At 59.9% G+C, this 19,702-nt stretch carries 20 protein-coding genes; 9 read left to right on the top strand and 11 right to left on the bottom strand.

The features are described 5' to 3' along the window. A partial coding sequence (locus ACMNAY_RS06420) for a helix-turn-helix domain-containing protein (RefSeq protein ID WP_418718829.1) occupies nucleotides 1-482 on the bottom strand: 482 nt, incomplete at its 3' end. A 78-nt stretch (nucleotides 483-560) separates the two neighbouring features. After that, nucleotides 561-824, bottom strand: a complete 264-nt coding sequence (locus ACMNAY_RS06415; protein WP_002575859.1) for a hypothetical protein — start codon at nucleotides 822-824, stop codon at nucleotides 561-563. Between the two features lie 228 nt (nucleotides 825-1,052). Here ACMNAY_RS06415 and ACMNAY_RS06410 point away from each other — a divergent pair, with 228 nt between their 5' ends. From ACMNAY_RS06410 to ACMNAY_RS06390, 5 genes are all read left to right on the top strand, one after another. Beyond that, entirely contained in the window at nucleotides 1,053-1,466 is a 414-nt protein-coding gene (locus tag ACMNAY_RS06410; RefSeq protein ID WP_002575860.1) for a cysteine-rich VLP domain-containing protein, read from the top strand. A 111-nt stretch (nucleotides 1,467-1,577) separates the two neighbouring features. Beyond that, complete coding sequence (locus ACMNAY_RS06405) at nucleotides 1,578-1,973, top strand: replication initiator protein A (RefSeq protein ID WP_002575861.1); 396 nt, start codon at nucleotides 1,578-1,580, stop codon at nucleotides 1,971-1,973. Between the two features lie 173 nt (nucleotides 1,974-2,146). Beyond that, complete coding sequence (gene mobV, locus ACMNAY_RS06400) at nucleotides 2,147-3,091, top strand: MobV family relaxase (protein WP_002575862.1); 945 nt, start codon at nucleotides 2,147-2,149, stop codon at nucleotides 3,089-3,091. Continuing rightward, on the top strand, nucleotides 3,075-3,287 hold the full coding sequence (locus ACMNAY_RS06395) for a hypothetical protein (RefSeq protein ID WP_002584948.1): 213 nt from the start codon (nucleotides 3,075-3,077) through the stop codon (nucleotides 3,285-3,287). Before mobV ends, ACMNAY_RS06395 begins: the two co-directional genes overlap by 17 nt. Before the next feature lie 94 nt (nucleotides 3,288-3,381). Continuing rightward, on the top strand, nucleotides 3,382-4,893 hold the full coding sequence (locus tag ACMNAY_RS06390) for a recombinase family protein (protein WP_002575864.1): 1,512 nt from the start codon (nucleotides 3,382-3,384) through the stop codon (nucleotides 4,891-4,893). Nucleotides 4,894-5,040: 147 nt separating this feature from the next. On the opposite strand, the gene ACMNAY_RS06385 is transcribed toward ACMNAY_RS06390, so the two are convergent. From ACMNAY_RS06385 to ACMNAY_RS06355, 7 genes are all read right to left on the bottom strand, one after another. Then, nucleotides 5,041-6,288 carry a sodium ion-translocating decarboxylase subunit beta gene (locus tag ACMNAY_RS06385; RefSeq protein ID WP_394975404.1) on the bottom strand — a complete coding sequence of 416 codons (1,248 nt, stop codon included), beginning with the start codon at nucleotides 6,286-6,288 and terminating at the stop codon, nucleotides 5,041-5,043. A gap of 15 nt (nucleotides 6,289-6,303) precedes the next feature. Next, nucleotides 6,304-6,699: an OadG family transporter subunit gene (locus ACMNAY_RS06380; RefSeq protein ID WP_394975402.1), complete on the bottom strand. Its 396-nt coding sequence runs from the start codon at nucleotides 6,697-6,699 to the stop codon at nucleotides 6,304-6,306. A gap of 174 nt (nucleotides 6,700-6,873) precedes the next feature. After that, nucleotides 6,874-7,896 carry a rod shape-determining protein gene (locus ACMNAY_RS06375; protein WP_394969158.1) on the bottom strand — a complete coding sequence of 341 codons (1,023 nt, stop codon included), beginning with the start codon at nucleotides 7,894-7,896 and terminating at the stop codon, nucleotides 6,874-6,876. A 73-nt stretch (nucleotides 7,897-7,969) separates the two neighbouring features. Beyond that, on the bottom strand, nucleotides 7,970-8,680 hold the full coding sequence (locus ACMNAY_RS06370) for a ComF family protein (protein ID WP_418718828.1): 711 nt from the start codon (nucleotides 8,678-8,680) through the stop codon (nucleotides 7,970-7,972). Further along, a complete protein-coding gene (locus ACMNAY_RS06365; RefSeq protein WP_418718827.1) occupies nucleotides 8,677-10,896 on the bottom strand; it encodes an ATP-dependent RecD-like DNA helicase in 2,220 nt (739 codons plus the stop codon). Before ACMNAY_RS06365 ends, ACMNAY_RS06370 begins: the two co-directional genes overlap by 4 nt. Nucleotides 10,897-10,967: 71 nt before the next feature. Then, the gene (locus tag ACMNAY_RS06360; RefSeq protein ID WP_418718826.1) at nucleotides 10,968-12,875 is read right to left on the bottom strand and encodes an LTA synthase family protein; all 1,908 of its coding nucleotides are present in this window, start codon (nucleotides 12,873-12,875) and stop codon (nucleotides 10,968-10,970) included. Nucleotides 12,876-12,914: 39 nt separating this feature from the next. Next, nucleotides 12,915-13,199 carry a PRC-barrel domain-containing protein gene (locus ACMNAY_RS06355; RefSeq protein WP_394969150.1) on the bottom strand — a complete coding sequence of 95 codons (285 nt, stop codon included), beginning with the start codon at nucleotides 13,197-13,199 and terminating at the stop codon, nucleotides 12,915-12,917. A 183-nt stretch (nucleotides 13,200-13,382) separates the two neighbouring features. On the opposite strand from ACMNAY_RS06355, the gene ACMNAY_RS06350 reads away from it, so the two are divergent. From ACMNAY_RS06350 to sigE, 3 genes are all read left to right on the top strand, one after another. After that, a complete protein-coding gene (locus ACMNAY_RS06350; RefSeq protein ID WP_394969148.1) occupies nucleotides 13,383-14,009 on the top strand; it encodes an HAD family hydrolase in 627 nt (208 codons plus the stop codon). Nucleotides 14,010-14,137: 128 nt separating this feature from the next. After that, nucleotides 14,138-15,037 carry a sigma-E processing peptidase SpoIIGA gene (locus ACMNAY_RS06345; protein ID WP_418718825.1) on the top strand — a complete coding sequence of 300 codons (900 nt, stop codon included), beginning with the start codon at nucleotides 14,138-14,140 and terminating at the stop codon, nucleotides 15,035-15,037. Next, nucleotides 15,028-15,747: an RNA polymerase sporulation sigma factor SigE gene (sigE, locus tag ACMNAY_RS06340; RefSeq protein ID WP_394969144.1), complete on the top strand. Its 720-nt coding sequence runs from the start codon at nucleotides 15,028-15,030 to the stop codon at nucleotides 15,745-15,747. The genes ACMNAY_RS06345 and sigE overlap by 10 nt, the downstream gene beginning before the upstream one ends. Nucleotides 15,748-15,807: 60 nt before the next feature. On the opposite strand, the gene ACMNAY_RS06335 is transcribed toward sigE, so the two are convergent. Continuing rightward, on the bottom strand, nucleotides 15,808-16,320 hold the full coding sequence (locus ACMNAY_RS06335; RefSeq protein WP_394975476.1) for a hypothetical protein: 513 nt from the start codon (nucleotides 16,318-16,320) through the stop codon (nucleotides 15,808-15,810). A gap of 139 nt (nucleotides 16,321-16,459) precedes the next feature. Here ACMNAY_RS06335 and sigG point away from each other — a divergent pair, with 139 nt between their 5' ends. Beyond that, nucleotides 16,460-17,230, top strand: coding sequence for an RNA polymerase sporulation sigma factor SigG (sigG, locus tag ACMNAY_RS06330; protein ID WP_394975474.1), 771 nt, complete (start codon nucleotides 16,460-16,462; stop codon nucleotides 17,228-17,230). 51 nt (nucleotides 17,231-17,281) lie between these two features. Here sigG and ACMNAY_RS06325 read toward each other — a convergent pair whose 3' ends face one another. Beyond that, a complete protein-coding gene (locus ACMNAY_RS06325; RefSeq protein ID WP_418718824.1) occupies nucleotides 17,282-19,666 on the bottom strand; it encodes an endonuclease MutS2 in 2,385 nt (794 codons plus the stop codon). Nucleotides 19,667-19,702: the final 36 nt, after the last annotated feature.

The raw sequence follows: 19,702 nt of genomic DNA, 5'->3' as shown, positions 1-19,702 counted from the left end.
GTGATAAGCTGTCTTAACTGCGTATCACTCATGCCAGGATTATGCTTTTTTATAACAGTTGCGCTCATCGTGTCCACTATGGCGTTTGCACCCTGCGCCTGTTTCAGTGCCGTTCCGTTCACATAGATTTCAAGGTCAGCCATCAGCCGGGGGAAATCCGGGTGCGCCGCCAGCTCACACAGCAGGGTATTGTCTATCCTCCCGCTTTTCAGCAGGTCAATCATTTCATCACTCAAACGCAGGTCTGCAAGATCGGCGTTTGGGTGATTTTTCATTTCAGACAGCCCCAGCAGATAATCAGCGGTCACACCGTAAAACTTCGCCAGCCGGATAAGGGCATAGTGGCTGATGTCCTTGAAGTCTTCCGTTTCGTAACTGCCCAGCGCAGACTTGGAAAGCCCGGTCTGCTCCGCAAGCTGCCCCAGCGTCAAGCCACGCTCCACACGTAGGTCTTTTAATCGCTCTTGTATGGATAAAGACATATTCACCCTCCTTGCTAGCTCAACGAAAGAGAAGCCGTTATGCTATGTACTATGCTCATAGCATAACGGCATAGGCATTTACAGTTTTATTTTACCATTTGCTACATCTTCACGAAATTTATCAACAAGCTTCGCTGTCAGCTTGGATTTACCGTAGTGTTCAAGTACAAAAGTACGATAACTTTTTCCATCTACAAGCACATCACTTTTTCTGGTCAACAACCAATTTCCGTTACCTCCTCCCTGTTCTCTAATATTCCAGTCTTTCCCATATCTTTTATAGATTTCATCTTTTTTACCTTGAACAGACATTGATTCGCTTGGAATATAAACAATTTGCATAATAGCTCCTCCTTTATTTTGTGCAAGAAGACCAGAAACCTGAATTTGTCTTTTATCTTTTTTTGATTATATCACAAATCCGAGAGCGTGGAAATAGGGAGTTTTTCAGGCTGATTTCCTACCTCTTGGATATACGGCACAGGCGGTCAAAAAGGTGTAGACTTGGGATAGTTCATCGATGGACAAGCACCTTGGAAACAGAACACGCCAAAGAAAACGGAGGGACGCATGAGCAAAAGACCCTATCAACACCTGCCGCCGCTGGAACACAGGCCGGACGGCTCCCCCTACCGCATAACCCCGCCCCAGAAGAGACGAGCCAGCGGCCTGATACGCCGGGAGTGCTGCAACTGCGAGGACGGAAACTGCCTTGCGCTGGACGATGGCGACACCTGCGCCTGTCCGCAGATGATTTCGTTCTCCGTCTGCTGCAAGTGGTTCCGCTGGGCGGTCTTGCCGCTGGACAGGACGCTGGAAGCGGAGATTTACCGGGACAGGGACTTGAAACGCTGTGCGGAGTGCGGCGGTGTGTTCGTCCCGAAGTCCAACCGGGGCAAATACTGCCCGGACTGCGCCGCCAGAGTTCACAGGCGGCAGAAAACAGAAAGTGAACGGAAAAGGAGGTCTGCTGTGGACAGTTAAGAGCGGGAAAAGCCTTGATTTGCAAGGCTCCGCAAGCCCTCAACCGGGGCGGCTGGTATCATTTATCATTCGCCCCGGAAAACGGGCCTCTAACCGTCCACAAAACACGCTATGACAAACACGATTTATATTCACCAGCCGGAAAAGGCGTTCAGTTTCACCCGGCTCCCCAATTTCCTTTTTGAAGCACCCACATTCCAGCCCTTGAGCAACGAAGCGAAGGTGCTGTATGCCTTTGTCCTGCGCCGGGCGGAGTTGTCCCGGAAGAACGGCTGGGCGGACGAGTACGGGCGGGTCTACCTGTACTACCCCATCTGCGAGGTGGTCGCTTTGCTCCGCTGCGGGCGGCAGAAAGCGGTCAACACCCTGCGGGAGTTGCAGTATGCGGGGCTGGTGGAAATCCAGAAACAGGGCTGTGGAAAACCCAACCGCATTTACCCGAAATCCTATGAAGCGGTTCCAAACACCGACTTCAAGAAATCCGGTTATGGTACGCCGGAGGGCTGAAAACCGTACTTGGCGAGTACGAAAATCAATCCTCTTGAAGTACGGAAATCTGACGGTATATAGAAATACAGAGATTAAAACCATCTATTTACATTCATTCCATTCCAATCCTATCAGAGATATTTTCGGCGGGAAAACCCGCCGGAAAGGAATGGAATGGGGAAAGGAGTTCAATGGCACAACACGCAATTTTGCGATTTGAGAAGCACAAGGGCCACCCGGCGGGGCCGCTGGAAGCCCACCATGAACGGAAAAAGGAGCAGTACGCCAGCAACCCGGACATTGACACCAGCCGGAGCAAGTACAATTTCCACATCGTCAAGCCGGATGGCCGCTACTACCATTTCATTCAGAGCCGCATCGAGCAGGCCAGATGCCGCACCCGCAAGGACAGCACTCGGTTTGTGGACACGCTGATTACCGCCAGCCCGGAGTTTTTCAAGGGCAAGTCCCCAAAGGAGATAGCGGCCTACTTCCAGAGGGCGGCGGACTTCCTCATTGACCGGGTGGGCCGGGAGAACATCGTTTCGGCTATGGTACACATGGATGAAAAAACGCCCCATCTGCACTTGGTCTTTGTGCCGCTGACAAAGGACAACCGCCTGTGCGCCAAAGAAATTATCGGCAACCGGGCCAATCTGACGAAGTGGCAGGACGATTTTCACGCCTGTATGGTGGAGCAGTACCCCGACCTGGAGCGTGGGGAAAGCGCCAGCAAGACGGGCCGGAAGCATATCCCCACCCGGCTGTTCAAACAGGCGGTCAACCTCTCCAAACAGGCGAGGGCCATTGAAGCGGTTCTCTCCGGCATTACCCCGCTGAACGCCGGAAAGAAGAAAGAGGAAGCCCTCTCCATGCTGAAAAAGTGGTTTCCGCAGATGGAGAACTTCTCCGGGCAACTGAAAAAATACAAGGTCACAATCAATGACTTGTTAGCGGAAAATGAAAAGCTGGAAGTCAGGGCAAAGGCCAGCGAAAAAGGCAAGATGAATGACACGATGGAACGGGCGAAGTTAAAAAGCGAACTGGACGATATGCGGCGGCTGGTTGACCGTATCCCGCCGGAGATTTTAGCGGAACTGAAACGGCAACAGCGGCAGCATGGAAAGGAAAGGTGATCTTATAAGTAATATCAGATACAAAAAGGAAATCGAAATCGTGACTTTTCAGGGAAAGGAAATCACACTGGAAAATCTCTCCCCGGTGTTCACGCCGGAACAGGAAGCAGCCAAACGCCGGGAACTGGAACAGCAGCTTTATGAGGTGTTCCGCAAGTACGCCGACAAGCGGGAGAGTGAGGAAGCCGGGACATAAGGTTTTCCAAACCCATCATTGATTTGCGGGGCTGCTGGCGGTATAATAGAACTGTCAGCAGCTCCGTTTCTTTTTTAAGAAAAGGAGCGACAATATGAACAATCGGATAGACGCAATCTATGCAAGACAATCGGTAGACAAAAAGGACAGCATTTCCATTGAAAGCCAGATTGAATTTTGCAAATACGAGTTGAAAGGCGGTAACTGCAAGGAATACACAGACAAAGGGTACAGCGGCAAGAACACAGACCGTCCGAAGTTTCAAGAACTGGTGCGGGACATCAAGCGGGGCTTGATTGCAAAGGTCGTGGTTTACAAGCTCGACCGTATCAGCCGTTCCATTCTGGACTTTGCCAACATGATGGAGCTGTTCCAGCAGTACAATGTGGAGTTTGTGTCCTCTACGGAAAAGTTTGATACCTCCACGCCGATGGGACGGGCCATGCTGAATATCTGTATCGTGTTCGCCCAGCTTGAACGGGAAACGATACAGAAGCGGGTAACGGACGCTTACTACTCCCGCAGTCAGCGGGGCTTTAAGATGGGCGGGAAAGCCCCTTACGGCTTCCATACGGAGCCTATCAAGATGGACGGTATCAACACAAAGAAGCTGGTGGTAAACCCGGAGGAAGCGGCCAATATCCGGCTGATGTTTGAGATGTACGCCCAGCCCACAACTTCCTACGGGGACATTACCCGGTACTTTGCCGAACAGGGGATTTTGTTCCATGGCAAAGAGCTGATACGCCCCACGCTGGCGCAGATGTTACGCAATCCTGTCTATGTGCAGGCAGACCTTGATGTGTACGAATTTTTCAAAAGTCAAGGTACAGTCATTGTCAATGACGTTGCCGATTTTACGGGCATGAACGGCTGCTATCTGTATCAAGGGCGAGATGTAAAGGCCAGCAAGAAAAACGACTTAAAAGACCAAATGCTGGTACTGGCTCCCCATGAGGGTATCGTCCCCTCCGACACCTGGCTGACCTGCCGCAAGAAGCTGATGAACAACATGAAAATCCAGTCTGCCCGGAAAGCCACCCACACATGGCTGGCAGGAAAAATCAAGTGCGGGAATTGCGGGTATGCTCTTATGAGTATCTACAATCCCTCCGGCAAACAGTATCTCCGCTGCACGAAACGGCTGGACAATAAAAGCTGTCCTGGCTGTGGGAAAATCATCACTTCGGAACTGGAAGCGGTTGTTTATCAGCAGATGGTAAAGAAGCTGGCAAGCTACAAGACGCTGACAGGAAAAAAGAAAGCGGCAAAGGCAAACCCGAAAATCACCGCCCTGCAAGTGGAACTTGCCCATGTAGACAGCGAGATTGAAAAGCTGGTGGACAGTCTGACGGGGGCAAACAATGTCCTGTTCTCCTATGTGAATGTGAAGATAGCGGAACTGGACGGGCGCAAGCAGGAACTTCTGGCAAGGATAGCGGAGTTGACTGTGGAGGCCATCAGCCCGGAACAGGTCAGCCAGATTTCCGGCTACCTCGATACCTGGGAGAATGTATCTTTTGATGACAAGCGGCGTGTGGTGGATTTGATGATCACCACCATAGCCGCCACAAGCGACAGCTTGAACATCACATGGAAAATCTGACTGGCGGCACCCCTCCCGTCAGATACCTACCCTGTGTAGTCCCTTGTAAACTGTACTTTATTTGTATGCAAAACAAAGGCGCCCTTCCACCGCCCGAAAGCGGTGAAAGGGCGCCTTTTCAGTTCAATGGTCAGAGGCTGCTTAATTTCAGCTGAAGATGTTGATAAGGATACCGGCCGCCACAGCGCTGCCGATCACGCCGGCCACGTTGGGGCCCATGGCGTGCATCAGCAGGAAGTTGGTGGGATTCTCGGCCTGGCCCACCTTCTGGGACACACGGGCCGCCATGGGAACGGCGGACACACCGGCGGAACCGATCAGGGGGTTCACCTGGCCGTGGGTGGCCCAGCACATCAGCTTGCCGAGCAGAACGCCGCCGGCAGTGCCGAAGGAGAAAGCCAGCAGGCCCAGCACGATGATGAGCACGGTGCGGGCGTTCAGGAAGGTGTTGGCGCTGGTGGTGCAACCGACAGACAGGCCCAGGAAGATAGTGATGATGTTCATCAGCTCGTTGCCCGCGGTACGGTTGATGCGGTCCACAACGCCGGACTCCTTCATCAGGTTGCCCAGCATGAGCATGCCGATCAGCACGGCCGAGTCAGGCAGGATGAGGCTGATGATGATGGTGCACATGATCGGGAAGATGATCTTCTCGGTCTTGGAAACAGTGCGCAGCTGCTTCATCACGATGCTGCGCTCCTTTTTGGTGGTGAGCGCCTTCATGATGGGCGGCTGAATGACCGGCACCAGCGCCATGTAGCTGTAGGCAGCCACGGCGATGGAGCCCAGCAGGCCCGCCGCCAGAATACTGGTCACGTAGATAGCCGTGGGGCCGTCCGCGCCGCCGATGATGGCGATGGCCGCCGCCTCGGGGCCGGTGAACGGATCGATGGGCGCAAAGCCCAGCAGCTCCGCCAGGAAGTTGTAGGGAATATGCACGAACTTCGCCATGAAGTAGGTGGCGAAGATGCCCAGCTGGGCCGCCGCACCCAGAAGCAGGCTCTTGGGGTTGGAGATCAGGGGGCCGAAGTCGGTCATGGTGCCGATGCCCAGGAAGATCAGCGGCGGATAGATGCCCAGCTTGACGCCGAGATACAGCATATCGGCCAGACCGCCGTTGTGCAGGATCTCACTGAACATGGGGTAAAGGCTGGGGTCCGCCCCTTCGGGCGCGATGAAATATTGCATGTGGATGATGCCGCTGCCGGGCAGGTTGGCCATCAGCATGCCGAACGCGATGGGAAGAAGCAGCAGAGGCTCGAATTCCTTCACAATGGCGAGATACAGCAGCAGGCAGGCCACCACGATCATGAGCAGATAGCGCCAGTCCTCGGCGATGCCCATAAAGCCGGAGTTTTCCCAGATGCTGACAAGGGTATCAAAAAAAGCACTCATGGTTCCACCCCTCCCTTAAAACGGTTCCGTGCCGCTCTTGACGCCGGCGGCGCCCCAGCTGCTGCGGCCCGCGCGCTTGACTGCGCGAAGCGTATACTTGCCGCCGCTGGCCGCCGCGACAGCAGCCGCGATCACCGCAACGATCTCTTCACTGATGCCCTCTTCCACAACAGGCGGGGCCTCCATGGGTTCCTGCAGCTGCACCGGCTGCGGCTGGCTTTTTACCGCCGCCTCCGAGGCCGCTTTCTGTTTTTTGGCATTCAGTGCGTCGAACAGCTTGCCTTGCAGATTAATGATCAGAGTAAGCAGGATCAGCACCAGAAAAACCAGGGAAATACCGGTCCCCGCGACTACGAGAACCGACGGTTCCGCCGTTTGCGCAGCACCCGCCGCAAGCAGAACTGCATTCATTGGATGGCCCCCTTTTCCAAAAGCTCAATTTTCGTCTTTTACATTATACAGAAAACCGCCCCCCGTTTCAAGGTCAGAAACCGGGTTTTGTTAAAATAATAGCATTTGTACAAATTTCAAAAGCAAAAAGGAACGCCCGGCTGCAAAGCACGTTTCTGCAGCCGGGCGTTTGATTTATCTGTGACCCAAACGGGGCGTGGCGTCCACGAAACCGCTCTCCAACTGGTCGCCGATCTCAAGGCACCGTGCAGTGCCCAGGGCCACACAGTTGATGGGATCGTCCGCGACCCGCACCTTCACCTTGAGCTGCTGGGCGAGGTATTCGTCCAGACCTTTCAGCATGGCGCCGCCGCCGGTGAGCACAACACCCGCGGAATAGATATCGCCTGCCAGCTCCGGCGGGGTACGCTCCAGCACCTGGTGTGCCGCAACAGCGATCTGTTCCGCCAGAGGCATGATCGCCTCATACAAATCTTCCGTGGTGACGGTGAGGCGCTGGGGCAGCCCGGTGAGCAGGCTGCGTCCCTTCACCTCCAGCTCGGCGGTAAAATCGCAGGGGCGGCAGCAGGCAACCTGCTTTTTCAGCTCCTCCGCCGTGCGCAGGCCGATGGCCACGTTGAATTTGAGGCGGGCGTATTTCTGGATCTCGTCGTCAAAGGTATTGCCCGCGATCTTCACGCTGGTGGACTTCACCTTGCCGCCCAGACTGATGACCGCGATGTCGGTGGTGCCGCCGCCGATGTCCACCACCATGTGGCCTTCCGGCTTGAGGATGTCGATGCCGCAACCCAGCGCGGCGGCGATGGGCTCGTCAATGAGGAACACCTGCCGGGCGCCGGCGGCCACCACGGCCTCCACCACGGCGTCACTCTCGATGCCGGTGATGGCGGCGGGCACGCAAACTGCCACCCGGGGCTTGATGAGTTTGGAATCGTAGACCTTGTTCACGAAGCGGCAGATCAGCTCCTTCGTGAGGGTGTGGTTGGAGATCACGCCGTCCTTCAGCGGACGTGTGGCAAGGATATAGTTGGGGGTACGCCCCACCATGGCCAGCGCATCGTCGCCCACCGCCAGGACCTGGTCCTTGCGGGTGTCCACTGCCACCACGCTGGGCTGGTTCAAAATCACGCCTTTGCCTTCCATGGCAATGATGATGGTCGTGGTGCCGAGGTCGATGCCGATATCATACTGCGCCATAACTCACACTTCGCTTTCTTTTGTGATACGCCTATTATATAAGAACGACAAATACCCGTTCCTGTTTTCCTTATTATCGTTCGGTGTTGGCTGCTGTCACAGCGAACACTTCCAGCGCGCCGGCTTTCATCAGTGCTGCGGCGCAACAGCTGACGGTGGCGCCGGTGGTGATCACATCATCCACCAGCAGGATGCGCCTGCCTTCCACAAGGCGGGCGTCCCGGACCTGAAACCCCCCGCTGAGGTTTTGCAGGCGCTGGGCGGCGCTCAGTCCCTTTTGGGTATGGGTGGCACGGCACTTGCGCAGCGCGTGCGGCTGCAGCGGTGCGTTCAGAGCCTGTGCCAGAGGCCGCGCCAGCAGTTCCGGCGGGTTGTATCCCCGGGCATGGCCGGAAGCCGGCACCGGCACCACCAGATCAAAGCGGGCCAGCGGCGGCGCGCCATTAAAAATTATTATACCATGCCGGACAACGTAATTACAACCGAAAACCGCCCGCGCCATCTCCGCGCCCAAGGTCTCACCGTAGCAGGCGCGGCCTCCGTTTTTGAACCGGAGGATCGCCCGGCGCACACAGCCGTCGTAGCGCCAGACCGCGGCTGCTCCCGATACATCCCGCAGGATGTGCTCGCTGGCAGGCAGCCGTGGAATTGTCCGCCGCAGTCTGGCAAGCTCGGCAGCACAGTCCGGGCAGTCCGGCAGCCAGCCCAGCACCCGGTCGCAAAACGGGCAGCGGCGGGGATAGGCCAGCGCCGCCGCCACACGAAAGATCCGAGTCGGCCTCACAGCGCGGCCCCCTCGTTCAACAGAGAGCACAGGCAGCTGTAACGCATGTTCTGGCGCACATTCTCCACCATGGCACCCAGCACCGGCATCCCACCGGTGAGAACGCAAAGCTTCTTTGCTCGGGTGACTCCGGTATACAACAGATTCCGGTAGCACAGCTGCCGGGGCACGTCGCTCACCGGCATGACCACCGCCGTGAATTCCGTGCCCTGGCTTTTGTGGACGGTGATGGCATAGGCAATTTCCAGTTCGGGGATGGTGTCCGGCCCGTAGGTCAGTTTTCGGTCCTCCATCTGCACCAGCAGGGTGCGCTGCTGGGCATCCACCTGAAGGATAACGCCCATATCGCCGTTGAAAGCGCCCACGCCGGATTCGCCGCCGTCCCGCTCATAAGGAATGAGGTAATCGTTGCGCACCTGCATCACCTTATCCCCCTGGCGGAACAGCCGGCCGCCCAGTTCCAGTTCGGCCTTGTCCCTTGCTGGGGGATTGAGCAGCTGCTGCAGCCGGGGATTCAGCGCGGCGGTGCCCACCGGCCCCTTTTTGGTGGGGCAGAGCACCTGGATGTCCCGCACCGGGTCAAAGCCGTAGCTTGCGGGCAGGCGCCGGCTCACCAGATCGCATACCAGCTGCTGGCACTCCATGCCGCCGGCGGGCAGAAAGAAGAAATCACTGTCCCGCCCGCCCCTCTGAGGAAGCTGGCCGTGGACGATGCGGTGGGCGTTCTCCACGATGAGGCTCTGGGCGGACTGGCGGAAGATGTGTTCCAAACGCACGGTGGGCACCACGCCGCTCTGGATGACCTCGCCCAGAACGTTGCCCGGCCCCACGCTGGGCAGCTGGTCGGCGTCGCCCACCATGATGATGCGGCAGCCGTGGCGCAGCGCCGCCAGCAGGCTCTGGAACAGCTTCACGTCCACCATGCTCATCTCGTCCAGCACCACCACGTCGCACTTGAGCAGGTTCTTTTCGTTGTGGATAAAGCGCAAAAGACGACTCTGGGGGTCGTAGTCCACCTCCAGCAGGCGGTGAATGGTCTGGGCCTTCTGCCCCGTCAGCTCCGACATGCGCTTGGCAGCGCGCCCCGTGGGCGCGCAGAGAGCCACCCGCTGGCCGCTGCTCTGCAGCAGCGAGAGGATGGCGTTCACGGTAGTGGTCTTGCCGGTGCCCGGCCCGCCGGTGAGCACCATCACACTGCTGCCCATGGCCGTGCGGATGGCCAGACGCTGTTCCGGCGCATAGGCAAAGCCCTGCGCCCGTTCCAAAATCTCGATGCTGCGGTCCACGTCCGGCGGCAGCGGCACCGGGTGGCGGCTGAGTTCCCACAGCCGGGCCGCGATGTCTGTCTCGGCGCTCAAAAGGTCCGGCAGGCAGATAAACTCCCCGTCGGGCCGGGTATAGCTTTTTACTTCCCCCTCGTCCAGCTGGCGGTCCAGTTCCGATTCCACCTGCTCCGGCTCCACTCCCAGAAAGCGGGCGGTGGCCTCCACCAGCTTTTCCCGAGGCAGGCAGGTGTGGCCGTTGCCGGCGTTGTGGCGCAGGGCGTAGAGCAGCCCGGCCCACACTCGCAGCGAACCCGCCGGGTCCAGCTGCAGTTCGGCGGCGATGGCGTCCACCTGGCGGAAGGTCATGTGCAGCGGCTCGCCGCACAGGATATAGGGATTGCGGTTGATCTCCTCCACCGTCTGCGGGCCAAAATGGCGGTAGGCCTCCACCGCCCGGACGGGCGAAACGCCGAAGCGGGACAGGTAAGCCACCGCCTCCCGCACGCCGAACATCCGTTTGAATTCGGTGGAGATGGCTTTCGCCTTTTCGGGGGTGATGCCCCGCAGTTCGGTGAGGCGCAGAGGGTCGTTGGCGATCACTTCCAGACAGTCGGCCCCGAAGCGCTCCACGATCTTTTTCGCGGTGGCGGGCCCGATGTAGGGCAGCGCCCCGCTGGAGAGATAGGCCAGTGTCGCCGCCAGGTCCTGGGGCATGCTCGCTTCGCAGCTTTCCGCTTTGAACTGCGGGCCGTGGGCGGGATGGGTCTCGAACCGGCCGTAAAGGGTAACGCTCTCCCCCGCGTTCACCTCGCCAACGGTGCCTGTGACCACGTGCAGCTCGCCGCCGGCGTTGACCTCGAACACCGCGTATCCGGTGTCGCGGTTCTCAAAGATCACATGCTCCACAACGCCTTCCATGCGCAGAAGTTCCTCGCCGCGGTCTGTCTCCATGGCACAAGCGCCCCCTTCCCTTTTGGCAGTTACAGCTATTATATCGCTTTTACGAGCTGATGGGAAGTGGCTCAGCCCGCCGGGCGGGTCAGGGCGTACTCCTCGCCGAACATCAGGTCGTACTGCAGCAGCCAGTGGTTCTGGAACCACTGTTCCTGTTCCTCGGTGAGGTCGGCGTCGGTGGCCGTGCCGTCGGGCAGGATGGTCACGCCCAGCGTGCGGCTGCGGTAAGCGGAGAGCTGATTTGCCAGATAGCGGAACATGGGCGGCTCTTCCAGGCCGTAGAGCTCCATCAGCACAGGGCTGATCTGATAGGCGGCCACGGTGCCCAGGTCCACCTTGCCGTCCCAATAGTTGCTCCAGATGAGCAGCGGCATCTGGTGGAGCTCGGGGCTCTCACTGTCCGCCCCGGAGGCGTAGCCGGTGGCGGTGTAGACTTCATAGCCGCTGCCGATGGGGTTGTAGTGGTCGCCCCAGAACACTAGGATGGTGGGCTCGTCCACCTGGCTGAAGTAGTCGGTGAGGGTGCCCAGCATGGCGTCCGCCTCCCGCACGCCGGTGGCGAAGTCCTGCAATGGGCCGAGGGTGCTCTCACTGATGCCCTCCGGCGCCTCCAGGATGCCCACAAGCTCCTCCTCGGGGTAGTTGTTCTTGTTGTAGCTGGTGTGGTTCTGCATGGTGACGGCGTGCATGAACAGGGGCTTGTCCTTGTCCCGTTCCTCGTATTCCTGAATGATGCGCCGGGCCATTTCCGCGTCGGTCACAAGGCCGCCGGACCACTCGGTATCCCGCTTTCTTTCGGGATTTTCAAAATCCTCCAGCGAGATGAACTCGTCAAAGCCGAGGTTCGGATAGGCGGTGTTGCGGCTCCAGAACTTGGCATAATAGCAATGGACGGCCTGGGTGGCATAGCCCTGGTCCTTTAAGTACGAGGCGATGGAGAACATGGGCCGGGTCACATGCTGCTGGAAGGGCTTGCAGCCTGCGGGCAGGAACTCCACCGAGAAGCCGGTGAGGGCCTCGAACTCCACGTCGCAGGTGCCGCCGCCAAAGCTGGGGCTGTAAGCCTTGCCATAGGCGGAAGTCTCCATCAGCCGGTGGAGGTTCGGCGTGACCGACTGGTCAAAGACCACGCCGTACTGCACCAGTTCCTGCACGTCCCAGAAAGACTCGTCCATAATAAAAATGATGTTGGGCTGCTTGACCTGTCCGTCTCCTTCCTCGGCGTAGCTGCCCTCAAACACCGGAGCTACGTTCTGGTTGTAAGCCTGCGCCACCGTCTCGTTCACAGTCTCTTCGCTGTAGCCTTCCGGCTCGTCCACCTCGAGATTCTGGATGTTCGTCAGAAATCCTGCAATGACCCCGTAGTTGCGGTAGTAGCGGTTCTGCATCCACATATCCGGCACGATGCCCACCAGCCGGGAGCCGGTGGGGCTGAGGAAGACCAGAAAGAGCAACGCGAGCCCGCCCGCGCCGGGCACGGCCCAGGAGAGGATGAACTGCCACAGCGCGCCCTTGTTCGGCCGGGGCACAAGGCAGGCAAAAACGGTCAGCGCCAGCAGGATGAGGGCGCTGACCCACATGGAGGTCTGCAGTTCCAGGCCCGCTTTGCCCACCACGTCGGCGGCCTCCGCGCTCTGGGAAAGGTCCCACGGGAAGAACGGCTCGCCCCGCAGCTTCAGTTTGAAGTAGGTCACGGTGGCAGGGATACACCCGCCCGCACCGCACACCAGCACCGCAAGCCCCGGCAGCCGGGTCAGGTTCGCCAGGAACAGATAGGTGCACAAAATAAGCAGCCAGCTGCAGGCAAAGCTGCCGAAATGCGCCAGGAAATTGTCGGTCCAGAAGGACTCGCTCAAAGCTCCCCGGTGGATCCACTCGGTGCACAACAGGGTGACGGTGGCCGTGATGGGGGCCAGCAGCCACCAGAAAATGGAAAGTTTCGCCCGCCAGGGCGCTCTTTGTTTCAACGTCTGCAAGAGTCTTTCTTCCTCCCCAAAAAGTTTTGCCGCCGTGGCTCATTCCAGCAGCCGCGTCCAGAACCCGCCGCGGGGTTTTGGCGCGCCGGAGGGCAGCTGCGTGCGCACAAGGATCACGTCCGCACCCACCGTCTCGATCTCCTGCCACGGGATAAACACATCCTCCTGCCGGCCCAGCAGTCCGAACAGCCGGGGCCGCCCCAACAGGATGAGCCCCTCGAGGGCGGCGGTCCGGGGATCGAAGCGAAGATCGTCCACCCGGCCGAGGTTCGCCCCCAGCGGCACCTGGATCACATCCTTCCTGCACAGCTCGCTCAGGGTCATGGATCTCCCCTTTCCGGGCCGTTTCGACGGGATGCTTCCGCTATACTAAACGATGCTGGCCCCCGTCCTATTGCAACAGCCCACAGTTTCCCTGTTGAAAAGATATGTGTCCGGTTTTGTATTTTAGCACAAAATAGTGTATAATGAATGAAACTTGTCAAATTCCTCGGGAGGATATGCCCCATGTATAAAAACATCGTGTTCGATCTGGGCGGCGTTGTGGTGGACTTTGCGCCCCACGATTTCCTGCTGGACCGCTTTTACGACGAGACTGTGGAGTCCAAGGTGTTCGACATCACCTTTGGCAGCGTGGAGTGGCGTCAGTTGGACGCCGGCGAACTGGACCGGGAAGCCGGCAATGCCGCCATGCTCCAGAAAGCCGCCGAGGCGGGCTGCGCCTTTGAGGTGCAGAGCGTGCTGGACGACTGGTATCGTATGCTCAAGACCCGCCGCCGGACGGTGGACGTGATGAAGCGGCTGAAAAAGATGGGCTTTTCGCTATATTACCTCTCCAACATCCCCTGGGACGTTTACGAGGAAATGCAGCAGCGGGATTTTTGGCCGCTGTTTGAGGGCGGCGTTGCCTCCTGCGAGGCGGGCACCAACAAGCCCGATCCCCGCATCTTCCAGCTGCTAATCGAGCGCTACAACCTTGTCTGCGGCGAGACCATCTTTGTGGACGACAACAAGCTGAACACCACCGCCGCCTACGACCTGGGCATCACCGGCATCCACTACAAGGGCGGCGCGTCCTTCCTGCGGGCGCTGAACGCCTGCGGCATCCCCATCAAAGAACACCTGCTCTGGTAACAGCGTTTTCTCCCCCGTGCTGACCGCACGGGGGATTTTTTTGTTCCGGCCGCCGGCCGGCCCCGCACCCAGCTTTTGACAGTCTTTTCCACTTCCTCGCGCTACACTGGTAGCCGGGAGGTGGGGCCGTGAAGGTGGTTGTCTATCTGGATATCCTGCTGGTGACGAATTTCATCGCAGGGTATTTTCTTTTGCGGGCGGCGGGCCGGCTGGCGGGTGCGTCCTGCCCCGCCCTGCGGGCGCTGGCGGGGGCTGGCGTGGCAGCGGCCAGCACGCTGATCCTTCTTGCGCCCGCCCTGCCTGCGCCGCTGGGCTTTTGTTACAAGCTGGCCAGCGCCGCGCTGGTCACACTGGCCGCCTTCGGCTGGCACGGGCCACGACCCTTCCTGCGGGCGGGGGCGTGGTTTTTTGCCCTCAATCTGGGCCTTGCGGGCCTGGCGCTGCTGGGGCTGCAGCGGGGCGGGATGAACGGCGTGCGGGTGCACAATCTCACGGTGTATGTTGATCTGTCGCCGGTAACGCTGGTGCTCTCGGTGCTGGCGGTGTATCTGGCGGTACGGCTGGTGCTGCTGGTATTCGGCCCGCCCGCCGGCCAGGAACCCTGGCAGCTGGAACTGCGCCTTGCCGGGCACACGGTGCGGATGCAGGCTTACTACGACACCGGCTTTTTCCTGCGGGACCCTGTGGGCGGCCGCCAGACTCTTCTTATAAGCTGGCCGGGAGTGGAACATCAGCTGCCGGGCGAAGTGAACGATTTTCTCCGGGGGTATTTTTCCGGTGAGAGCCCGCTGCCGCCCAAAGGGTTAAGGCTGCATCTGGTACCCTGCACCGGGGCGCTGGGCACCGCCGTGCTGCCGGGTCTGAACGCCGACGAGGCCCGCCTGACGGGGCCGGAGCACGCCCTCAGCATTCGAAACGTAACGGCGGTATTCACCGCCGAGCCTTTACAGGACGGGCAGTTCCAGGCGCTGTTCGGCCGGGAATTTCTCATGGACGCGACAGAAAGGAGGTCCAGCGCATGCACTTAAATCTTTTCCGCCGCCTTACGGCCGGGCTGCGCCGGCTGCTGGCATGGCTGCGGCTGCCCGGCGGCATCTATTACATCGGCGGGCCGGAGGCGCTGCCGCCGCCCCTGACCCCCGAAGAGGAAAAGCTGGTGTTTCAGGGGCTGGAAGAAGGCCGCCAGAGCTGCCGGGACATCCTCATCACCCACAACCTGCGGCTGGTGGTGTACATCGCCCGCAAATTTGAGAGCAGCGGCATTGCCGTGGAGGACATCATCTCCATCGGCACCATCGGGCTCATCAAGGCGGTGAACACCTTTGTGCCCGCGAAAAACATCAAGCTGGCCACCTACGCCAGCCGCTGCATTGAAAACGAGATTTTGATGTTCCTGCGCAAGAGCAGCAACCGCCGCCAGGAGACCAGCATCGACGAGCCGCTGAACACCGACGGCGAGGGCAATGAGCTGCTGCTGTCCGACGTGCTGGGCACCGACCAGAACCAGATCAGCGCCCAGCTGGAGCAGGACGCGGAAAAGGACATGCTGCTGGAGGCGGTAGACCGGCTGGCGCCCCGGGAAAAGCAGATCATGCAGATGCGCTTCGGCCTTTTGGACGGCGTGGAGCACACCCAGAAAGAGGTGGCCGACGAGATCGGCATCTCCCAAAGCTACATCTCCCGGCTGGAAAAGCGCATCATCGCCCGGCTGCGCCGGGAACTGGAAAAGATGTGCTGAAACGAAAAGAGCAGGGCCCCGCCGCGCTTGTTCGCGCGGCGGAGGCCCTGCTTCTTTTTCTCAGGCCGTTTTGCTCTCCACCATTTCAGTCCCCTGCACGAACAGCGGCATCATACCGCCCCGCAGGCCCATCTCACTGTCCGGCAGGACCAGCAGATAATCAAAGCCGTTTTTCGTCCAGCGCAGCATCGCCGCGCCGCCCTCATTCTGGCTGATGTTCACCCGGGTATCCCGATGATACAGGGTCACCTGCTCCCGGAAGATCTGCTCAAAGTCCCCCTCCCGCAGATCAGCCCCCGCCCGGCCCACCCGCAGAATCAGTTTCCACTGAGGCTCAACGTTGTATTCCAGCTGAGCCACCGCGCCCCCCAGCAGGAAGATGCGTTCCAGCCGGACGATGTCGCTTTCGGGCAGGCTGCGGGCCCGGAACCCCGCGCGGCGCCCGAAGTCCGGCCGGGCGTATTCGTACGTTCCCGTGCGGCGGGAATACAGCAGCGCCGCGATCACCGTGATGAGCACCGACGCCAGCAGCACGCCGCCCAGAGCCAGCGCTGCCAGGATACGAACCTCCATACAAGATCACTCCCTCTCTTCCCCACTGTATGCGCGCCGCCCCCATATGTGCGGCCAGCTTTTACCAGCCGGCGGGCTGTTTGCCCGGCGCGGCGGCAGGCCATACTTCTGGCATGCCATGGGGGGAGCGTGACCATCTTTGTATTACGGCAAGGTCGAGATCTGCGGCGTGAACACCGCAAAACTTCCGGTGCTCACCGAAAAGGAAAAGACCGCCCTGCTTCGGGCGGCCCGCGCGGGCGACCAGGAGGCGCGGCAGCGGATGATCCAGGGGAATCTGCGTCTGGTGCTGAGCGTGGTACAGAAATTCGTGGGCCGGGGCGAGAGCATGGACGATCTGTTTCAGGTGGGGTGCATCGGGCTCATCAAGGCCATCGATCACTTTGACCCGGACCTGAACGTGCGGTTTTCCACCTATGGGGTGCCCATGATCGTGGGCGAGATACGCCGCTTTCTGCGGGACAACAACGCCGTGCGGGTATCCCGTTCGGTGCGGGACATCGCCTACCGGGCCATGCAGGCCAAGGAGCAGCTGCAAAAGGAGCTGAACCGGGAACCACACATGGACGAAATAGCCCAGCAGGTGCAGCTGCCCACGGCCACCGTGACCCTGGCGCTGGAGAGCGTGGTGGACCCGGTAAGCCTGTACGAGCCGGTGTACAGCGACGAGGGCGACACCATCTATGTGATGGACCAGCTGGGGGACGGCGGCGGCGAAGACAGCTGGATCAGCGGCATCATGTTCAAAGACACGGTGCAGGCTTTGAGCGAGCGGGAGAAGAAAATCATGGCGCTGCGCTATCTCTCGGGCAAGACCCAGGTGGAGGTGGCAAAGGAAATCGGCATCAGCCAGGCCCAGGTGAGCCGCCTGGAAAAGAATGCTTTGGGCCGCATCAAAGGCAAATTATAAGACAAACAGAAAGCCCCCGGCGCTTTGCGCCGGGGGCTTCTCATTTGCTTATTATTTCAGTTCCACCACGGTCACGCCGGCCTCGCCCTCGCCGTAGCGGCCAAGGCGGAAACTCTTGACGTTCTTGTGGCCCCGCAGGTGCTGATGGATGGCATTACGCAGCGCGCCGGTGCCCTTGCCGTGGATGAGGTAGATCATGGTCTGGCCGTTCATCACCGCGTGGTCGATGAACTGGTCGGTCTCCATGAGGGCTTCCTCCACGGTCATGCCCAGCAGGTTGATCTCCATGCTGGCAGCGCGCTCCACCCGCTGCACGGTGGTACTGCGGGGCGCGGGAGCGGTGCGGCCGCCCTTTTTCTGGGGTTTTTGCAGCTTGTCCGGCGCTTTGAGCCCGGAAAGGGGCACCTTGGTCTTGATGATGCCGGCGCGCACCTCCACCATGCCGTTCCGATCCGGCAGAGCGGTGACGATGGCCGCCTGGTCATACTCGGCGATGACCACCTCCTGACCCACGCGCACCTCCTTCAGCGGCACGAACTGGCGCACGGGGTTGTGGGCCACGTCGCTCTTGGTGAACAGGCGCTCGGCGTCCTTGCGGGCGATCTCCCTGGCGCGGGCGGCCCGCTGGGCGGCGGACTGCTTATCGTCCTTCTGCAATTTGTGCAGCTCGTCGGTGAGGGCGTAAGCCTCGGCCTGCACCTGCTGGGTCATCTGCCTGGCCTTGAGGCGGGCGGCTTCCAGTTCGGTCTCGCCCTGGCGCACCAGCGCGTCGCACTTCTCCCGGGCCTTTTCCAGCATTTTCTCCGCTTCGGCTTTGGCCTTTTCCGCCTCGTTCTGGCTCTCTTTCAGCTGTAGTTTCAAATCGTCCAGCTGGGCCAGCACATCGTCCAGCCGCTTATCGTCACTGGTAAGGTGGGTCTGGGCCCGCTGGATGACCCGGGCGGGCAGGCCCAGCTTTTCGCTGATGAGGAAGGCGTTGGACTTGCCCGGCACGCCCACGCTGAGCTTATAGGTGGGGCGCAGGCTCTCCACGTCAAACTCGCAGCTGGCATTCACCACGCCCGCCGTCTCCAGCGCGAACACCTTCAGCTCGGAATAGTGGGTGGTGGCCATGACCAGCGCGCCCTGGATGCGCAGCTGTTCAATGATGCTCACCGCCAGCGCCGCGCCCTCGGCAGGGTCGGTTCCGGCGCCCAGCTCGTCCAGCAGCACAAGGCTGCCCTTGAAGGCATTGTCCAGGATGCCGGTGATTTTTTTCATGTGGCCGGAGAAGGTGGACAGGCTCTGCTCAATGCTCTGCTCGTCACCAATGTCCACCAGATAATCGGTGAACACACAGACGGTGCTGTGCTCGTGGGCGGGGATAAGCAGGCCGTGCTGGGCCATGGCGCAGAGCAGGCCGGCGGTTTTCAGGGTGACGGTCTTGCCGCCGGTGTTGGGGCCGGTGATGACCAGCGTGTCGTAATTTTCGCCCAACGCCACGTCGATGGGCACCACCTTGTCGGGGTCGATGAGGGGGTGGCGGGCTTTTTTCAAATCGAAATGCACATCGTCCGCCACCTGGGGCATCCAGGCTTTTTGTTCCAGCGCCAGATGGGCCTTGGCCAGCAGCACGTCGATGTCCAGCATGGCCTTGTAGCTGAAGTTGAACATCGGCTCAATGGAGGCCACCTGCTCGGTGAAGGCGATGAGGATGCGCTCGATTTCCGCCTTCTCCTGGCTGCGCAGCTGCATGATCTTGGCGTTGGCCTCCACCACGGCGGTAGGCTCCACGAACACGGTGGCGCCGCTGCTGGACACGTCGTGGATGACGCCGCCCACTTCGCCCCGGTACTCCGCGCGCACCGGCACCACGAAGCGGCCGTTGCGGATGGAGACCACCGCGTCCTGCAAGAACTTGTTGGTGGTGCTGTTTTTGATGATGGCGTCCAGCTTGTCCCGGATGGAGTTCTCGGTGGCTTGTATCTTGCGGCGCACCTCAAACAGGGTGTTGCTGGCGGTGTCGGCCATTTCCTCCGGCGAGAGGATGGCAGAGCTGATCTGCTTTTCCAGACCGGGCTGGGGGCTGAGGGCGTAGAACAAATCGTCCACCGGCAGCATGTCGTGCTCGGTAAGGCCGTACCAGGCCACCAGGTTCTGGAAGTTGCGCAGCGCGCCCGCCACCTCCAGCAGTTCGGCCATGGAGAGCACGCCGCCCTTCACGGCGCGGCTCACCACTTTGTCCACGCCGGACACGCCCCCAAAGCGGGGGCTGCCGTTTTTCAGCAGCAGGCTGGCGATGGCGTCGGTCTGGCTCAGGGCGTAGCGCACCTCGTCGGGGGTTTCGCCCGCCGGCTGCTCCAACAGCAGAGTGCGGGCCTCGGGGCAGACGGCCAGCGCCGCCGCCCGCTCCAGGATTTTGTCCAGTTCCAGTGTTTTGCGATAGGTCGTATCCATGATTCTCCTCAAAAGGGCGTTTTGCGCCCGCTATGT

Origin of the sequence: Candidatus Allofournierella merdipullorum (genome assembly GCF_048426865.1) — a bacterium.
GTDB classification, from domain to species: Bacteria; Bacillota; Clostridia; order Oscillospirales; family Ruminococcaceae; genus Allofournierella_A; species Allofournierella_A merdipullorum.
This window is presented reverse-complemented; position numbering and strand designations above follow the sequence as displayed.

Bases quoted from the DNA above. Each gene is read 5' to 3' on its own strand.
- ACMNAY_RS06415 (WP_002575859.1), bottom strand. From the start codon at position 824: ATGCAAATTGTTTATATTCCAAGCGAATCAATGTCTGTTCAAGGTAAA.
- ACMNAY_RS06410 (WP_002575860.1), top strand. From the start codon at position 1,053: ATGAGCAAAAGACCCTATCAACACCTGCCGCCGCTGGAACACAGGCCG.
- ACMNAY_RS06405 (WP_002575861.1), top strand. From the start codon at position 1,578: ATGACAAACACGATTTATATTCACCAGCCGGAAAAGGCGTTCAGTTTC.
- mobV (WP_002575862.1), top strand. From the start codon at position 2,147: ATGGCACAACACGCAATTTTGCGATTTGAGAAGCACAAGGGCCACCCG.
- ACMNAY_RS06395 (WP_002584948.1), top strand. From the start codon at position 3,075: ATGGAAAGGAAAGGTGATCTTATAAGTAATATCAGATACAAAAAGGAA.
- ACMNAY_RS06390 (WP_002575864.1), top strand. From the start codon at position 3,382: ATGAACAATCGGATAGACGCAATCTATGCAAGACAATCGGTAGACAAA.
- ACMNAY_RS06385 (WP_394975404.1), bottom strand. From the start codon at position 6,288: ATGAGTGCTTTTTTTGATACCCTTGTCAGCATCTGGGAAAACTCCGGC.
- ACMNAY_RS06380 (WP_394975402.1), bottom strand. From the start codon at position 6,699: ATGAATGCAGTTCTGCTTGCGGCGGGTGCTGCGCAAACGGCGGAACCG.
- ACMNAY_RS06375 (WP_394969158.1), bottom strand. From the start codon at position 7,896: ATGGCGCAGTATGATATCGGCATCGACCTCGGCACCACGACCATCATC.
- ACMNAY_RS06365 (WP_418718827.1), bottom strand. From the start codon at position 10,896: ATGGAGACAGACCGCGGCGAGGAACTTCTGCGCATGGAAGGCGTTGTG.
- ACMNAY_RS06355 (WP_394969150.1), bottom strand. From the start codon at position 13,199: ATGACCCTGAGCGAGCTGTGCAGGAAGGATGTGATCCAGGTGCCGCTG.
- ACMNAY_RS06350 (WP_394969148.1), top strand. From the start codon at position 13,383: ATGTATAAAAACATCGTGTTCGATCTGGGCGGCGTTGTGGTGGACTTT.
- sigE (WP_394969144.1), top strand. From the start codon at position 15,028: ATGCACTTAAATCTTTTCCGCCGCCTTACGGCCGGGCTGCGCCGGCTG.
- ACMNAY_RS06335 (WP_394975476.1), bottom strand. From the start codon at position 16,320: ATGGAGGTTCGTATCCTGGCAGCGCTGGCTCTGGGCGGCGTGCTGCTG.
- ACMNAY_RS06325 (WP_418718824.1), bottom strand. From the start codon at position 19,666: ATGGATACGACCTATCGCAAAACACTGGAACTGGACAAAATCCTGGAG.